Annotated in this window: 17 protein-coding genes and 1 riboswitch; of the genes, 11 read left to right on the plus strand and 6 right to left on the minus strand. The window is 36.4% G+C overall.

Annotation, left to right across the window (positions count from 1 at the left end; translation table 11 throughout):
- The first annotated feature begins 98 nt into the window (after positions 1–98).
- Both ACQKL5_RS13830 and ACQKL5_RS13835 read left to right on the plus strand, forming a co-directional pair.
- A complete protein-coding gene (locus ACQKL5_RS13830) occupies positions 99–710 on the plus strand; it encodes a histidine phosphatase family protein (protein WP_427609458.1) in 612 nt (203 codons plus the stop codon).
- A gap of 147 nt (positions 711–857) precedes the next feature.
- A complete protein-coding gene (locus ACQKL5_RS13835) occupies positions 858–1,385 on the plus strand; it encodes a GNAT family N-acetyltransferase (protein WP_427609459.1) in 528 nt (175 codons plus the stop codon).
- A gap of 330 nt (positions 1,386–1,715) precedes the next feature.
- Here the strand turns inward: ACQKL5_RS13835 and ACQKL5_RS13840 are convergent, their stop codons facing one another.
- Positions 1,716–2,297: a TetR/AcrR family transcriptional regulator gene (locus ACQKL5_RS13840; protein WP_427609460.1), complete on the minus strand. Its 582-nt coding sequence runs from the start codon at positions 2,295–2,297 to the stop codon at positions 1,716–1,718.
- Positions 2,298–2,563: 266 nt separating this feature from the next.
- On the opposite strand from ACQKL5_RS13840, the gene ACQKL5_RS13845 reads away from it, so the two are divergent.
- Both ACQKL5_RS13845 and ACQKL5_RS13850 read left to right on the plus strand, forming a co-directional pair.
- The gene (locus tag ACQKL5_RS13845; protein WP_427609461.1) at positions 2,564–3,274 is read left to right on the plus strand and encodes a DsbA family oxidoreductase; all 711 of its coding nucleotides are present in this window, start codon (positions 2,564–2,566) and stop codon (positions 3,272–3,274) included.
- A gap of 132 nt (positions 3,275–3,406) precedes the next feature.
- Positions 3,407–4,069 carry an SDR family NAD(P)-dependent oxidoreductase gene (locus ACQKL5_RS13850; RefSeq protein WP_427609462.1) on the plus strand — a complete coding sequence of 221 codons (663 nt, stop codon included), beginning with the start codon at positions 3,407–3,409 and terminating at the stop codon, positions 4,067–4,069.
- Positions 4,070–4,247: 178 nt separating this feature from the next.
- Here ACQKL5_RS13850 and ACQKL5_RS13855 read toward each other — a convergent pair whose 3' ends face one another.
- On the minus strand, positions 4,248–4,472 hold the full coding sequence (locus ACQKL5_RS13855; RefSeq protein WP_427609463.1) for a hypothetical protein: 225 nt from the start codon (positions 4,470–4,472) through the stop codon (positions 4,248–4,250).
- A gap of 418 nt (positions 4,473–4,890) precedes the next feature.
- Between ACQKL5_RS13855 and ACQKL5_RS13860 the strand changes: the two genes are divergently transcribed.
- The 3 genes from ACQKL5_RS13860 (at position 4,891) to ACQKL5_RS13870 (ending at position 8,060) form a co-directional block, all read left to right on the plus strand.
- Complete coding sequence (locus tag ACQKL5_RS13860; protein WP_427609464.1) at positions 4,891–6,177, plus strand: histidine--tRNA ligase; 1,287 nt, start codon at positions 4,891–4,893, stop codon at positions 6,175–6,177.
- Positions 6,178–6,365: 188 nt separating this feature from the next.
- Positions 6,366–6,854, plus strand: a complete 489-nt coding sequence (locus ACQKL5_RS13865; protein ID WP_427609465.1) for a tetratricopeptide repeat protein — start codon at positions 6,366–6,368, stop codon at positions 6,852–6,854.
- A gap of 147 nt (positions 6,855–7,001) precedes the next feature.
- Positions 7,002–8,060 carry a serine hydrolase domain-containing protein gene (locus ACQKL5_RS13870; RefSeq protein ID WP_427609466.1) on the plus strand — a complete coding sequence of 353 codons (1,059 nt, stop codon included), beginning with the start codon at positions 7,002–7,004 and terminating at the stop codon, positions 8,058–8,060.
- A gap of 282 nt (positions 8,061–8,342) precedes the next feature.
- Here ACQKL5_RS13870 and ACQKL5_RS13875 read toward each other — a convergent pair whose 3' ends face one another.
- Complete coding sequence (locus ACQKL5_RS13875; RefSeq protein WP_427609467.1) at positions 8,343–8,729, minus strand: MarR family winged helix-turn-helix transcriptional regulator; 387 nt, start codon at positions 8,727–8,729, stop codon at positions 8,343–8,345.
- Positions 8,730–8,957: 228 nt separating this feature from the next.
- Here ACQKL5_RS13875 and ACQKL5_RS13880 point away from each other — a divergent pair, with 228 nt between their 5' ends.
- The 3 genes from ACQKL5_RS13880 to ACQKL5_RS13890 all read left to right on the plus strand — a co-directional run bounded on the left by ACQKL5_RS13880 (position 8,958) and on the right by ACQKL5_RS13890 (position 11,452).
- Positions 8,958–9,158, plus strand: coding sequence for a hypothetical protein (locus ACQKL5_RS13880; protein WP_427609468.1), 201 nt, complete (start codon positions 8,958–8,960; stop codon positions 9,156–9,158).
- Between the two features lie 349 nt (positions 9,159–9,507).
- Positions 9,508–10,479 carry an aldo/keto reductase gene (locus tag ACQKL5_RS13885; protein WP_427609469.1) on the plus strand — a complete coding sequence of 324 codons (972 nt, stop codon included), beginning with the start codon at positions 9,508–9,510 and terminating at the stop codon, positions 10,477–10,479.
- 433 nt (positions 10,480–10,912) lie between these two features.
- Positions 10,913–11,452 (plus strand): DUF3267 domain-containing protein, encoded by a 540-nt coding sequence (locus ACQKL5_RS13890; RefSeq protein WP_427609504.1) that lies wholly within the window; start codon positions 10,913–10,915, stop codon positions 11,450–11,452.
- Between the two features lie 190 nt (positions 11,453–11,642).
- Here the strand turns inward: ACQKL5_RS13890 and ACQKL5_RS13895 are convergent, their stop codons facing one another.
- The 3 genes from ACQKL5_RS13895 to ACQKL5_RS13905 all read right to left on the minus strand — a co-directional run bounded on the left by ACQKL5_RS13895 (position 11,643) and on the right by ACQKL5_RS13905 (position 14,179).
- Positions 11,643–11,867: a hypothetical protein gene (locus ACQKL5_RS13895; RefSeq protein ID WP_427609470.1), complete on the minus strand. Its 225-nt coding sequence runs from the start codon at positions 11,865–11,867 to the stop codon at positions 11,643–11,645.
- 506 nt (positions 11,868–12,373) lie between these two features.
- Positions 12,374–13,786, minus strand: a complete 1,413-nt coding sequence (locus ACQKL5_RS13900) for a hypothetical protein (protein WP_427609471.1) — start codon at positions 13,784–13,786, stop codon at positions 12,374–12,376.
- 129 nt (positions 13,787–13,915) lie between these two features.
- Positions 13,916–14,179, minus strand: coding sequence for a hypothetical protein (locus ACQKL5_RS13905; RefSeq protein ID WP_427609472.1), 264 nt, complete (start codon positions 14,177–14,179; stop codon positions 13,916–13,918).
- Positions 14,180–14,800: 621 nt separating this feature from the next.
- Positions 14,801–14,950, plus strand: a riboswitch (cyclic di-AMP (ydaO/yuaA leader).
- A gap of 130 nt (positions 14,951–15,080) precedes the next feature.
- On the opposite strand from ACQKL5_RS13905, the gene ACQKL5_RS13910 reads away from it, so the two are divergent.
- On the plus strand, positions 15,081–16,403 hold the full coding sequence (locus ACQKL5_RS13910; RefSeq protein ID WP_427609473.1) for a TrkH family potassium uptake protein: 1,323 nt from the start codon (positions 15,081–15,083) through the stop codon (positions 16,401–16,403).
- Positions 16,404–16,424: the final 21 nt, after the last annotated feature.

Here is a 16,424-nt window from a genome sequence, read left to right on the forward strand (position 1 = left end):
TTTCAAACCATCGTTTGGCAGGATAGTTGCATAATTAAGCGAATTATAATTAATAGAAGAAAAAATGGTAAATTAAATTCACTTGGGGGAAATGAAATTTGAAACAAACCATTTATATACTTAGACATGGAGAGACTGAATTAAATTTAAAAGGCCGATATCAGGGAGAACTGGATTCACCACTAACGGCTGATGGCATTGAACAAGTAAAAAATAATGCAAAATTGCTAAAGGTGCTTATAGACAACCCAAGGGAGTGGGAGTTTTTTTCGAGTCCATTAGGAAGAGCGCAGCAAAGCACTGATATAGTATGTGAAGTTTTAGGTTATGACAAAAGCAAGGTTATATTAGAAGATAGATTAAAAGAGGTCACTGTTGGTAAATGGGCTGGATTAACAACAAAAGAAATTGAAATGTCCTGGCCGGAACTTATGGAGAATAGTAATAATTATAATTGGTATTTTAATTCACCTAATGGAGAAAGTTACGATTCGGTTGTAATAAGGATATCTGAATGGCTGTATTCTATCCGGAATAAGGAAAAAGTGATAGTGATGTCTCATGGGCTTACTGGTAGAGTATTAAGAGGCTTTTATCAAGGTTTAACAAAAGATCAAGCATTATCTTTAGATGTATCTCAGAATACATTTTTTAAACTATCTGATAAGAAAGAAGAAAGCTTTTGTTCAGAGTATGATGATTTTTATTAATTAATACTTATTATCCTTATTATATACGAGTAAAAAATAGTCATTTAATTAAGATGAAATAATGTTTGCTAAATCTTCAAGTTTAGCTTTAAATGCATAGCATATCTAATAGACAAAGATAGAAAAATGGAAATTAGGTGGGAGAAAGTGGACATAACAACGGAAAGATTAATAATTCGTAAATTCACATATGATGATTGGCAAGCTGTCCATTCGTATACAGGGGACGCTAATGTAATGAAGTATATCCCAGAGGGTGTTTTTTCGGATGAAGATGCGAAGAAATTTGTAATTGAAAATAGTAATGAAAATGCAAGGTGTTTTCCTGTGTTGTTGAAGAATGACCGAACATTGATCGGTCATATTGCGTTTCACAAATATTTTGGTGAACATACATATGAGATTGGTTGGGTGTTCAATCCTAAATATTATAATAAAGGGTATGCATCTGAAGCAGCACATTCTGTATTGAAATATGGTTTTGAGAAAATGAAATTACATAGGATTATAGCGACTTTTCAGCCTGATAATATTCCCTCATATCGAGTTATGGAGAAAGTAGGTATGAGAAAAGAAGGTTTTTTCAAGAAATGTATTCGGCAAGGGAATGAATGGTGGGATGAGTATTATTATGCACTCTTAGATGAGGAGTGGAAATATAGCTTATTCAACTAACAGGGGCGTTAGAGCCTTAAAAAGCCGTCAATTGGCGGCTTTTTCAATGTATGATTCTTAATATGATCATACATTTAAAACTCAGATAAAAAATACCCTTATTTAACTAACGGGACAGGTTAGCGCAATTAGGAAAATTTATTATGAACATTAAATTAAAAGGCACATAAAAAATCAATCTAAGAAGAATCGATTTTTTATGTGCCTTTATGAATATTAAGAGATATTTTTTGTTTATATCCCAAAGGTTATTGTAATAATCCAATAAAAATCCAATTGGGTACTTAAATGGAATAATTCTTAAAAAAACAGAATAATAACTGAGTTTCATTAAAAGAAATACTTTCTCATTCCATTTGTGAATAGTGGAAGGGACTTGGTCACTAGCTCTTCTGCTGAAATAGGTCTTCCATTATTATTCCACGTGTATGTTGCTCCGTAGATACTCCAACTCAGTATAGTAGATAGGGTCGTTACCAATTGTTTATCCTCTAACACAATGGTATTTTTAGTTTCTTTTAGCACAAGATCAGCTATTAGCTTCTGTAACTCTTCTTTAATTTTGCTTTCTATAATAGTTCCTAAAGAATTATAACCTTTATGGCATAAGTCGCTTAACTCTTTATGGTGATCACACATGGCTAGAAAAATATTTTCAATGACTTCTTCATTGAATCCCTCGTGACCATTTAATCTTTTTTTCAATTTGTCTGTAAAAGTATTAGTGATTGTAGAATGTAATAAGTCAAACTTATCGTCAAAGTGCGCATAAAATGTAGCGCGGTTAATAGTAGCTTTTTCAGCAATATCACGTACCGTTATTTGGTTGAAGTCTTTTTCGCTAGTTAATGAAATAAATGCGTCTACTATCAATTGTCTTGTACGAAGTATTCTCGGATCATTTTTTTCCATATCGTTTTTCTTCTCCTTATGGGGCTACATAATGATGTTTTAAAACGACAATATAACGGAAGTGTTATGTAAACAACTTATTAGCCATTTTGATGGTTGTTAATAGTTCTATTTCAGAATATCATAACTTATACAACTAGTGTTGCCTAGATTACAAGTGTTGTTTTTAAAACCCAAAATGGTTGTGCTTAGTTTAAATCGTAGAAAATAAATAATACATTAATCAATTTAGGGGAGAAAACTTTAAAAATAAGGAGAATCAAAAGATGAAAGTAGAGATTTGGTCAGATTTTGCCTGCCCGTTTTGTTATATTGGCAAACATAACTTTGAAATAGGATTAGAACAGTTTGAACATAAAGAAAAAGTAGAAGTTGTATTTCGTAGTTTTCAATTAGATCCATATGCGAAAAAAAATACAGGTATGGATATCCATCAAGTCTTATCTTCCAAGCATGGTATCCCATATGAAAATGCAAAAGAAATGAATAATAATTTGAAACAGCATGCGAAAAAGGTGGGGTTAGATTATCAATTAGATACAATGATTCCTACGAATTCATATGATGCACTTCGACTTTCGTATTATGCAAAAGAGAATGGGAAGATGAAGGAATATATGGATCGAATTATGAAGGCTTACTTCACGGATTCACTAGATATCGGTGACCCAGCAACACTTGCCCAACTTGTAAGTGAGTTAGGTCTTAATGCCAACGAAACTTTGGATGTTTTAGCAAATGATAAATATAGCGAGAATATTACAGCCGATAAAGCCGAAGGAACAAAAATTGGGATTCAAGGCGTTCCCTTTTTCGTAGTGGATAACAAATATGCCATCTCAGGTGCGCAATCTAACCAAGTATTTTCAGAAATATTACAACAGGTTTGGAATGAAGATTACGTGAATAATAAAGCTGAAGAGCAATCTGAGCCATCACTTGATAATTATTGTTCAGATGGAACATGTAAATTTTAATTTATGTTCAAAATAAAGTTAAGAATAAGATCATTTTGATTTTGCTAAAGATCAAAAGGCGATCACATAAGGCAGTATTCCATAATGACAAAATTTTCTTTAAAAAATGTGGAGCTATGGAGGAATAAAACTATGAAAAATATTGTAATTGTTGGTGCAGGACCTGGATTAGGAATGTCTATTGCTAAAAAGTTCGGACAAAATGGATTTCGTGTGGCGCTTATTGCCCGAAATAAAGAAAAGTTAAACCAACTGGTTAATGAATTAGAAGCATTAGGAGTTGAAGCAGTAGCATATCAAGCAGATATATTAAATAAAGCGGAAATTAGTTTAGCATTTGCAAAGATCAAAGAAAAATACGGATTTATTGATGTGCTTGAATATAGCCCTACTCCGAGTATCGATACAGTAGCAAATACTTTGGAAGTAACGGAAGAAAATGCATTTTACCAATTTCAATTCAATGTTATGGGTGCAATATCGAGTATTCGAGAAGTCCTTCCAGATATGTTGGATAAACAAGAAGGTGCTTTATTATTTACGACGGGTGCTGCCGCAATCAATCCAGTACCAATGATGGGTAATGTCGGAATTGCTGTTTCTGGCCTTCGAAATTATATATTAAATTTGAACAGTGAATTAAAGGACAAGGGTATTTATGCTGGGCATGTTTCGATTGGTATCTGGATGCAGCCGAATTCAGGAGTGCAAGACAAAATCGCTGACATTTGGTATGACATGTATACCAAAAGAGATCGAGTTGAAGAATTAGTTACTGATGATAATGTGTCATAAAAGCAACCTTTCGTTGGAAATATTGTGTATTGTGAATAAATACACTTAAACTATCCGGTGCTTTAGTTGAAGAACTGGTAACGCTGCTTTCTTTTGAAAGTGGCTTTTTTTTTGGTGGTAATAGCAACAACCTATACGAAAACAGCCTAAATAAAAATTATGGAATGATCCACTCTTCTTATCGAAACTTGTAAACATAAATCTTTTCTGCAAGAAAGCATACAATCAAACCGATCGGTAGTGGTACCAACGAGCCAACTGATATGAAGAATCCACTTCCGTTCACGGTATATTCGTGATGGAACATTAACCAAGGAATAGTAAATAGGTGACCAAACAGGTAAAGCATTCCTGTCGTCCCTACAAATGAACCAAAGGTAACGATGAAGCTCTTTAATTTCATATAAAACGCCTCCGAAATAGCAGACCTTTAAACGCGTGGTAATATTATACAATTTGTTTCGCCGATAGTAACAGTCATTTAGAAAGGCTCTGTTCGCAGAGTTGTTTCTCTAGATACCTTATCTTATTTAATTAACAGGGAGGTTAGTTAAATAAGAATTACTTAAGAAATTAAATAAATAATTGAAATACATTTTTTATTGTGATACATTTATTGGAAATGAGAGGTGGACAAAATGTTATCATTTTTGAATGATTTTTCCCTGTCACAATTACATCATCATAACAAGTAGTCTTGCTATTCGATTTTTATAAATCGTATATAGGAAGGCTATTTATCATTGAACCGCATTGATTAAGTTTTAGAACTTTAATCAACGCGGTTTTTCATTTTTAAACAAACAATTGGAGGTAAAAAGATGAAAAAGATGGATTATCAAAATGTAAAGGGAACACAAGATTATTTACCACACGCAGAAGTAGTACGAAGTAATATTAGGAGAACATTAGAAGATGTTTTTATCCAATATGGGTGTAAACCTCTAGAAACGCCAATTTTAAACTATACAGAATTAATGGCTTCTAAGTATGGAGGGGGTGCTGAAATTTTAGAGGAAATGTATACCCTAACAGACAGAGGAGAAAGAGATTTGGCATTGAGATACGACCTAACGATCCCATTTGCAAAGGTAGTTGCAATGAATCCAACAATGAGGATGCCTTTTAAAAGGTATGAGATAGGTAAAGTATTCAGGGACGGTCCAATAAAAACTGGAAGGTTCCGTGAATTTACTCAATGCGACGTTGATATTGTGGGAGTTAAATCTCAAATAGCTGAAGCAGAATTAATGATTATGGCATTGGATGCATTCCACAAACTCAATTTAAAGGTAAATATTCAATATAACAATCGAAAATTATTAACTGGAATGCTTCAAGTGTTTAAAACATCAGATGATAAAATTAATAAAGTAGTATTAATACTTGATAAACTTGAAAAAGTTGGATTAGAAGCGGTTACTTCGGAGCTTAGTGAACAGGGGCTGCCGCCTTCAACAGTAAAATTAATTAAACAGTTTTTGACCGATAAAAATAATACGAGTTATAGCTACTTTGAACCCTTTTCTGCACAAAGCGAACAGGTTAAACAAGGTTTAGAAGAATTAAAAGAACTGGAAACATATTTGGAATTCCTTGGTGTCAATAGCCAATGTATATTTAATCCATTTTTAGCCAGGGGATTGGAAATCTATACGGGTACTATTTATGAGATTTTTTTATCTAATAAAACAATTAAGTCAAGCATTGGTAGTGGGGGAAGATATGACAATGCTATCGGCGGACTTATCGGAACAAATGAGAACTTTTCTACAGTTGGAATATCATTTGGTTTAGATGTTATATATACTGCTTTAAATATAACGAAGGAACAAATCTTAGAAAATCCTATTGTGGACTTTTATATAATCCCAATAAATACTCAAAAAGAATCATTATTAGTGGCAAGACATCTAAGAAATAAAGGCTACAAGGTTGAGTGCGAAATGGGGAACAAAAAGATTGGGAAAGCCTTAGATAAAGCAAACAAGGAGAAATTTCGTAACGTTATCATAATTGGGGAAGATGAAGTGAAAAACAATCAATTTAAAATCAAAGATATGTTCTCTGGCGAAGAAAGAATTGAATCTTTTATTTTTAATAAATGATGAATATGAAAATTTCTTCTTTAACTAAATCATCTAAAAAGCTTCAGTGATCTTCAGCAATCGGGCTCGAATCTTTAATATAATTGCTGTTCTTTATGAACTAAATGGGCATTTTAGTGGAAGAAGGATTCTCATAAAAAGGTGTTGAATTGGTCTTTATCTATCATTAAAAGAAGGAGTTATTTACATTGAAGTATGAACAACTTGAAAGAGCAATTGAATTAAGAAAAGATGATAAAAAGAAAGAATCAAATCAAATACTTTTAAAATTGGTAGAGGATTATCCTGATAATGCGTTTGTTAACTACCAATGTGCTTGGAGTTTTGATGTTTTAGGAGAAGAATCGAAAGCAGTTCCCTATTATGAAGAGGCTATTAAGCAAGGGTTATCTGGAGAAGATTTAGAAGGAGCAATATTAGGGCTAGGGAGTACGTATAGAACATTAGGAGAATATGAAAATTCAAAAAGTATATTCCTAAAAGGTTTGGAGTTATTTCCAAACAATAGAGCGATTCAAGTATTTTATACAATGACCTTATATAATCTAAATGAGAATGGAAAAGCAATGGAGATTTTAATAAACATCTTGTTAGATACCACAACAGACTCTGAAATATTGAGTTATAAAAAAGCAATTAATTTTTATTCCGATAAATTAGATGAAATATGGAAATAGTTTGTGAAAATCACACTTCAACTATCAGGGGCGTTAGTGCAAGGAGACATTTTAAATTGAAGGAATATTCGGTCTGCTAATCTAAGGGGGGCATGATTAAGGCAGAAGAATGTTAAAAATGCTAAATATCGGAGGTAGAAATGCGTAGTGGGACGTATAATAAATCATTTTGACGATGTTTTAAAAAATGTAAAAGCTACAGCTAAACAAGTGGATTGTACGGGTGCAGGTGTCATGATAATACATAAAAATGAAGTCGTGCTAGAGGAATATTGGGGAAAGCAATCCAACCACCGAAATGCTCCTCCTATCAATAAAAATACACAATTTCATGTTGCTTCTGTTCGGAAGTCTTATATAGGATTTGCGATAGCATATGCGGTGCATTATGGCTATATTGCATCGATTGATGATCCTGTTTTGAATTATTTTCCGGTTTATACAAAGAACATTTATGCTGGTGTTACAATTCGACATCTTTTAACTCATACACATGGCTTAAGGCTAATAAATAACCAAGTAGTATATGAATTTGAACCGGGTACTAATTGGGCATATCGAGGAGCAGGAATTGAACTCCTGACGGACATCGTAAAACGAGCTACTGGAAAAGACGTTGCAACAATCATTAATGAACATGTCATTAAGCCTTTGCAATTGCAAGAAACCGGCTGGTACGGAGAAATGCAACAAAACTTCGTTGAAGTCATTCGTTCCGAAGACGATCCAGCATGGTATACAAGTGGAGTAACAGACGGTAGTAAAATGAATATGTATGTTTCTATTCGCGATTTAGCCAAATGGGGGCTACTTCATCTAAATAGAGGTAAATGGCAAGGCGAACAAATGGTAGTACCTGAAATATTCGAATGCCTTACAAGCATACAGAGTCCTGAAAAACTGCATAATAAAGCTCCAATAAACGGCTATCTATGGTTCGTACAGAAAGAAGAATCTAGCAATCGTGACAGAATGGAAATCGGACAAAAGGTCCCGAAATATTCATATCAAATGTTAGGTTATACAGGTGTTACCTTGCTAGTCATTCCTAAGTATGATCTCGTTGCCGTTCGCGCATTTAATAGTTTCGGCTCACCACTTGATTTTGATTATTTAGAAGTTGTTCGAAGTTTTGGAGACACAGTAATGCGCTGTTTACATAAGTCAGAAAATGATAGGGAATTAGGTAAAGAAGCATTGAAATAAATCTCCATATATTTAATAAACTGACAGAGTGCTTTAGCGCCATAAAAAGGCCACCAGTTGGCGGCATTCTGAGTGTATGATTCTTAATATAATCATACATTCAAATTCAAGTAAAAAAATATCCTTATTCAACTATCGGGGCAGGATAGCTTAAGTACATTTCTTCATAAAGTAGAAAAGCTGATCTTCCACATTAGGAAAATCAGCTTTTTTATTACCTATCGTCTAAAAAACATCAAAAAACACAATTAAGATGGTGAGGCTTTACAAGCCGATGGAAGACTATGCTTTTGTTCTTTCCGCCAGATTAGTAATCGACTCAATATCTTGTTCGGTTAATAAATCTAAAAAATACTTGCGTATTGCCACGGAAACTACAGGGCGGGCCTCATCCAATGCTAATTTTCCCACCGAAGTAATGATTACCTGGACTCCTCGCTCAGTTTCTATTGGTTCCCTTAAAACGAGTCCACGCTTTTCCATTCGCGTTAAATGATGGGATAATCGACTCTTGGTCCAATCCAACGAGTCTGCTAATTCTTGTTGGCGTAGTCTACCATAAAGATCCAATCGGTCTAATATACCAAAGTCACCCTCCGATAGCCCAGTTTTCTCGAACATGTCTTTTACTACGCTTCCAAAAATGTTCTTATAAGAACTTTTCCACATATGCCATATTTGCATTTCTTCTTTACTTATCATTTTTTTGTTCATAAATGGAGTATATCACTGTTGACGTGTCAACCACAAGGTGGTAAAGTGTACCTAGGTTGACACGTCAACCTAAAGCGGAATGGGTGATATGTTAAAAGAATTTATCCTTAACGACGAAAGTAGTTTACAGAAAGGAGAGTTTAACATTGCATAATAAACCAGTCGCCTTGGTTACTGCTGCCAGTGATTGGTCTTCAAATCTCAAAGAATCTTGCGGCACACGGATTCACTGTCCTTGTGGGATCACGAAATTTTGAAAAAGAGAAAAAGGCTGCAATTAGCTTTGGGGCAGATGCACGGGCCATCCACCTTGATGTTACCGGCTTCTTCGTAAAGCACCTGCTATACGCATCGTCAACGTATCTAGTGGTTCAGGATCGCTGACACTCAACGCTGACCGAACAATTCGCATCGTGAAATGTTGGGTGCAGTTATAGCCCTTCAAATATTGCTCTTAATGCCATAATGCTTACTTTTGCTATTGAACTTTTAAGGTCAATGCGGAATGCCCGGGCTTTACTGCAACAGACCTCAACAATTTTGAAGGGACAGGAACAGTTCAACAGGTAGCTCGTCATCCGGTGAGCCTTGTTCTTCTTGATGAGAACGGTCCTACAGGCACGTTTTCGAATGTGAGGCATCAACTTCCATGGTGATGTTGGTAGTCTCTCGTTGATTTTAAAAAAGATTATCATTCATTTTTCAATAATTACAGAAGGAGTGAGTTATATAAATGGAATATATAAAACTCGGAAAGTCTGGCTTGGATGTTTCAGAACTATGTCTTGGAAGCATGAGCTTCGGAATACCTGAAAGAGGAAATGCGCCATGGTCACTAAATGAAGAAAAGAGCAGACCAATCATAAAAAAAGCTTTTGAATTAGGCATAAACTTTTTTAGTACTGCAAATATGTACTCTGACGGCACAAGTGAAGAGATTCTTGGACAAGCAGTAAAGGACTTCGCTCGCCGTGACGAAGTTGTAATTGCTACAAAATTATTCGTTCCGATGCGTAAAGGTCCAAATGCAATGGGGCTTTCCCGAAAAGCAATTATGACGGAAGTTGATAATAGCCTAAGACGCTTGGGTACAGACTACATCGATTTGTATCAAATCCATCGATGGGATCCTAACACACCGATTGAAGAGACAATGGAGGCACTACATGATCTAGTTAAGGCAGGAAAGGTAAGATATATCGGGGCATCCTCCATGTCAGCTTGGCAGTTCGCAAAAGCCCAACATGTGGCGGAACGCAACGGTTGGACTCGTTTCATTTCAATGGAAAATAGACTTAATTTGCTTTATCGAGAGGAAGAAAGAGAAATGCTGCCTTTTTGTAAAGATGATGGAGTTGGCGTTACGCCATATTTACCTTTTGCTGCAGGTCGATTAACTCGAGATTGGAATGAGCAGACCTCTCGATCAGAGAATGACCAAGTGGCAAAGGCCCTGTTTACCAAGACAGAAGAAGCCGATCGTAAAGTGGCTGAAAGAGTGGCAGAGGTTGCTGCGAATCGAGGTATTCCACGCGCACAGGTCGCACTTGCATGGTTGTTACAAAAGGAAGAGGTCACAGCACCGATAATTGGGGCGACCAAGATAAGCCATCTCGAAGATGCAGTGTCGGCTTTAACCGTTAAATTGACATCTGAAGAGATTAAGAGTTTAGAAGAACTTTATGTACCACATCCATTGGTGTAAATACACAACTGCGATTAGACTGAACACTCAAAAGGTGTTCGCCCTTTTTTATATTTTCTTTCTTAATCTCTCAGGATAAACATTAGCACTCTTGTGTAATAAAAGAACTATAAAAAGGGCTAATTTGTGAAGGAATACAAACTGTGGCGTTAGTGCCTTAGAAAGCCGTCAATTGGCGGCTTTTTCTGTATGATTCTTACACTAATCATACATTCATATTCCAGATAAAAAATACCCTTGATTAATTGTCGGGGCCGGGTAGAAGGAACTTCCTTTGGTAATATAGAATTCAATAAAAGGATAATAATAAGTGGATTACGCTTATGTGTTTCAATAATATATTAATACTTTAAACTCACATAATTTAGAGGCGAAAGAGAACTTTAAAAAAATAATTTAAAAGGGTTGATTAACAAGGAAGGTAGGAACAGTGATGATATTGTGGTTTCAAAATTTACCGAAGATAAGTCTGGATTTGTCAGAATGGAAACCTTTCATTAGGAATGATTGGTATCGGAAGCATTATATGAAGTTCGTTTACCTATTAATGGTTATTTATTTTCTTGTACCGTATTGGTTCTTCAAGGGGAACTTCAATCATATAACAAAATTCCCTCTTATTTTAATAATTTTATTGGTTTTTTTAATACACGAAGCCCTTCATATTCTTGTAATAAACAATAAAGGTGACATGAGCTTAACATTCAGAGGAATATATTTTTGGCTCAATACAAATGCAATTCTTTCTAAGAAAAGATTTTTGGTCTTTATGAGCCTACCTTTCATAGTATTATCGGTAATCCCAGCTATCACTTCGTCCTTTGTATCTGGTGATAGCAAAGCCCTCATTTTATTTATTAGTTGGTTCAATTTGATAATCTCTTCTTCCGATATTATTAATTCATTATTAATCTTACTTAAACCAAATAAATCTGTGTTTTGCAGAGGCTACTACAGAGTAAAACCGTCATAAAATCTAGCCCATATCCGCTTTTTTTATTCCTAAAGAAAGATTGTGAAGTAATGTACTTAAACTCTAGGATGTTTTAGTTGAAGAACTGGTAACGCTGCTTTCTTTTGAAAGTGGCTTTTTTATTTGGTGGTATTAGCAACAATCTATACGAAAACAGCCTAAATAAAAAATATGGAATGAACCACTCTTCTTATCGAAACTTGTAAACATAAATCTTTTCTACAAAAAAGCATACAATCAAACCGATCGTTAGTGGTACCAACGAGCCAACTGATATGAAGAATCCACTTCCGTTCACGGTATATTCGTGATGGAACATTAACCAAGGAATAGTAAATAGGTGACCAAACAGATAAAGGATTCCTGTCGTCCCTACAAATGAACCAAAGGTAACCATGAAGCTCTTTAATTTCATATAAAACACCTCCGAATTAGCAGACCTTTAAATGTATGGTAATATTATACAATTTGTTTCGCCGATAATAACAGTCTTTTAGAAAATAGTCACTTTAAAAGAAATCAATTTGTACTGAAGGGGGTGATAGGTTCATCTCCTTATTCAAACAATTATTCAGGATCTTTTTTAGTACTTTCTTTTCAGACCCATTCTTTAGACCCTTAGATAACTCATTTGTGGAAACCCTTGGTATCACTGGGTTTCGAGACAATCGAAAATATGGTTTACAGCTATGGGTCACTATCCACATACATAATCCACAACTCACAGGCAACAAGCCAATATTAACAACCAATCATACACAATCCACAGGTGGGCTCCTTTAATTCACAGCCAAGTATTTTTATCCACAGACGCTTTAGAAGACACAAAAAAGAGAGCATATCGGCTCTCTTTGGGCTGACTTATGATAGGGAGAAAAAAGGCAGGGGAAAAAACACTAGCCTAATAAAGGTAGTGTGGGTTCAAGAGGAGCATGCGGAAATAACATCGAGTCGTTCTCGAAGAATTGCGAAATAGGATTGGATGGTCTCCTTTTTCTTTGTGAATGGATAGAGCTGGGTGGACGGTGCCACCGCAGCATTCCCGAATTTTCCGATTAAAGCGTGTAGCTTGTCCAATTGATCATATGTATCATTTCTAAGAGAGATGATATAGTCTAATGCAGACCTTTTTTGGGCGTGACTCTTTTTCGTTGTGGAAATTTCCCCTTCCGCTTCAACTTCCTCGGTCACCATCTTGACGCGGGAAATGAGCCAATCCTCGCACCAGCCATTCAGTATCGTGTGGATGAAGTCAGCTTGCTGGAACTTCAGGCGGATTGGTTCGACATGATGGCTCACTTCCATATAGTTCACTTCACGTCCAAGCGCCTTCTCGGAAATCTCTTTATGAAAATGTTCGCGGTCAAGGAGGGATTTGATTGATTCCGCCCTGTGGGCATACTTCGCCATTTGTTCTAACGTTTCATTATAAACAATCGTGCTTAAATAGGCCGATGCCTGTTTTGGCTCAGTTAGGAGCTGTTTGTTGGCTTGCAGAGCCTTACCGAACTTCTTGAGCGCTTGCGAATAAACGAAGCGTGCGAGGGTCAGCAGTTCCTTTTGCGTTTCGCTGGGAGTATCCGCTTTCTTGGCATCTTTAAGAAACGAGCGGAAAACGTATTTTCCGACCCGTTCTAGTTCCATGCAAACGCCATCGCTAATATGGCCGGTGAAGCCCGAATCGAAAATCGTCCGGCGCAATCCTGCCCGCTCGGCACGGTTTTCCCGAAAATCTTCAAGTGTTCCTTCTTTGAAGGTAAACACAACGGCTTCTTTTTTGGAAAAAGTCTTGCATGTGAAAGAAATGTTTACTAGGTCGAATAAGCCAGCCCTATAGATTGCCTCAATCGATTCCAACAGACGCTGCCTAGTGAAAAGGGGATTGGGTTCCGAGACGATTTCCTGATAATCGAATATCACCTCTTCCGACTTCGAGACCGACATCCGATAAGCGCCCATCAGCAACAGACGTTTGGCCGAAATCGTCAACCCTTTGAATGCATCACGGTAAAAGAAGCAATATTTCTTGCAATAGCGGTCGGTTTTCCTATTAAAGCCCAGGTTACTTGTTGGACCAAGGTTGAACTTATACAACATCTCACCATCTTGTTGTACGGGCACGAATATCTGGGGGAGCTCTCCTTTTGGCGATGTGAAATTCCTGACGATCTGTTTCATGTATTTTTCCGAAGTGCCCACGCCATTTGCCATCATATGAAGCGGACTTTGAATGACCCCATCCCAATCACTATGCAGCAAGGAGTACAAACACGTATCAAATTCTGTGGAAGATACATGTTTCAATAAATAGTGGTACGTTTCTTCATAAATCATACGGTTTCGTCTCCTTTTGTGGCTGCCTTCATCAGTAGGGCAGGGTTTAGTAATTCATCCAAAATGCTTCTTCATCTTCACGCATGACAATATACTGTTCATAACAGATGCTGTACCATTTCGTTTTGTTCATCTTCGATGGGTTGTAATTTTCCGAAACGAGGCAGCCGTCTTTTTCAAGACTGAGAATGGTCCGCTTGATGGTGGCCTCTGACCAGAACGGTAGCGATAGGTATGGACGATCCAATCCCTCCCGTCCCGTTCCACTCCGCATGTCTCAATCAAGGTGTGGAGGTGTGCCAACATCACTGCCTTTGATAAGCCAATCGTTTCGGCCAAATCAGGATTGAACCCCGAGCTATATTCCTGATCTAGTAACGTTTCCAATTCCATTATCATCCCTCCCGTATGTTTGGACTGAACCTTTCGAGGATTCAAGTTGTGTGTATCGAACGGAACAATCTTCACTGTCTATATAAACCTTAAGACGGAAAAAGTAGCATGTCTGAAAAAATAATTTTAGAAAGGAATAGGGTAGAAGGAGAGGGGAATCGATTGTGTTAAAAAAGAGAAGAGATAGGTGAGTGCATTCAGTGGTTTTTATATAAATCATGATCGTGCCATGCCAGCTATTAGGTACCATTACCTTTAAATAGGAGGGGAATGTATTGAGCTTAGTTACTTGGTTTGCCGTCGCCATTGGCACAGCTGTCGCAATAGGTTTATTCGGAAGAGTGAAAAGGAAAAAATAAAACCGTTTCTTCATTTGTCTTGCCTTCTTTGATAGGATTTTTATGTTGTTTACTTTTCGGATCCAGAAGTTTTTGTGACACAAAAAGAAGCAGAAAATCCGTCATGACTTTTTCTTTTTAAAACGATAAAAAGAGAAAAAATCATTAAAATCAAGGATAGAGATGTGCGAAGAATCATGCATATATACCCTAAGGAAAAACTATCCAATAAAAGTGTTTACATCATCAAAAAACAGGAGTAACATAGCTGTAAATTAATCAATCATCTTGATCGCTGAATCCGTATGGAACGGGGAAACCAATTTTGTAGCAGCCAATTTTTGCTACTTGGGGTGAATCCTTCATTTGAAGGTAGGGTTACTTCTTGACCCGAATCCGACAGCTAACTTCGTAAGCGTTAAGGAGAGGATGGTGAAACTTGTGATCATGCAGTAGACCACGGGGGGCATCCCTTTTTGGTCTTTTTTTGTTTGGCTTTTTAGTCATTTTCTTTTTAAAAAAATTAAGATTAATAGAGACGTTAAAAGGAGAAAGGGTTTCGTATGAAATTAAAATATCGTCAGTTCAATCCTTCTCAACTACTTGTACTTGTATTTTTATTTTTTATCATTTTAGGTACAATTCTGTTGAAATTGCCTTTTTCAACAACCACCTTTGTTAGTTGGACGGATGCCCTTTTCACTTCAACATCCGCTATGACTGTGACAGGTCTTGCTGTAGTGGATACGGGTACGGCTTATACCACTTTCGGACAATTAGTGATTCTCATGCTTATACAAGTTGGTGGCCTGGGAATTATGTCTTTTGCCGTGCTTATTTTCATGGTGTTAGGAAAGAAGATAGGGTTTAAAGGAAGGTTAATTATTCAACAGGCTTTAAATCAGACGGCTCTAGGAGGGGTCATCAAATTAGTTAAAAATCTATTTTTATACTCCTTTACTATTGAAATCATTGCCATGTTGATCTTGGCTATAAGGTGGGTTCCGGAGTACGGATGGGGAAAAGGGATGTATTATAGCTTTTTCCACTCCATATCCGCTTTTAATAATGCCGGATTCTCTATATGGTCTGACAACTTGATGGGGTACGTAGGTGATCCAATAGTAAACCTTGCGATATCGTTTCTGTTTATCCTAGGGGGAATAGGTTTTACTGTTTTATACGATATCTGGGATAAACGTAGCTTCAAGAAATTAAGTCTCCACTCAAAACTGATGCTGGTTGGTACTTTTGTTCTGAATGTTTTGGCTATGCTTGTCGTTTTCTCTATGGAATACCATAATCCTAATACGTTCGGGACAATGTCTTCATTAGGTGACAAGCTTTGGGCATCGTACTTCCAAGCAGTAACTACGCGAACGGCTGGATTCAATACCCTCGATATTGGCAATTTACATGAAGCAACGATTACATTCATGTTGCTATTAATGTTCGTCGGGGCTGGGAGCGCCTCAACGGGTGGGGGAATCAAGCTTACAACGTTTTTGGTGATTATTTTGTCAGTCTTAACCTTTTTGAGTGACAAAAGGCAGATCACCATAGGAAATAGGGCAATAAAGGAAACCGTAATTGTCCGGTCCCTTGCTATAACTACAATAAGTATTTTATTTATTTTCTTAAGTACATTCATTTTAAATATTACAGAGCCAGAGCCGTTTCTAAAAATATTATTTGAAGTGATTTCAGCTTTTGGAACAGTGGGTTTGTCTATGGGAATCACTGCAGACCTTTCGGATTTAGGTAAAATCATCATCGTATTTATCATGTTTCTAGGCAAATTAGGTCCTTTAACATTAGCCTTTTCTCTAGCAAAACCTAACCAAGAAATAATCAGATATCCAAGCGAAGATATCTTAACAGGTTAAAGGGAATTTACTTATTGAAAG

Source organism: Peribacillus sp. NPDC097675 (assembly GCF_050277655.1).
Classification (GTDB): domain Bacteria; phylum Bacillota; class Bacilli; order Bacillales; family DSM-1321; genus Peribacillus.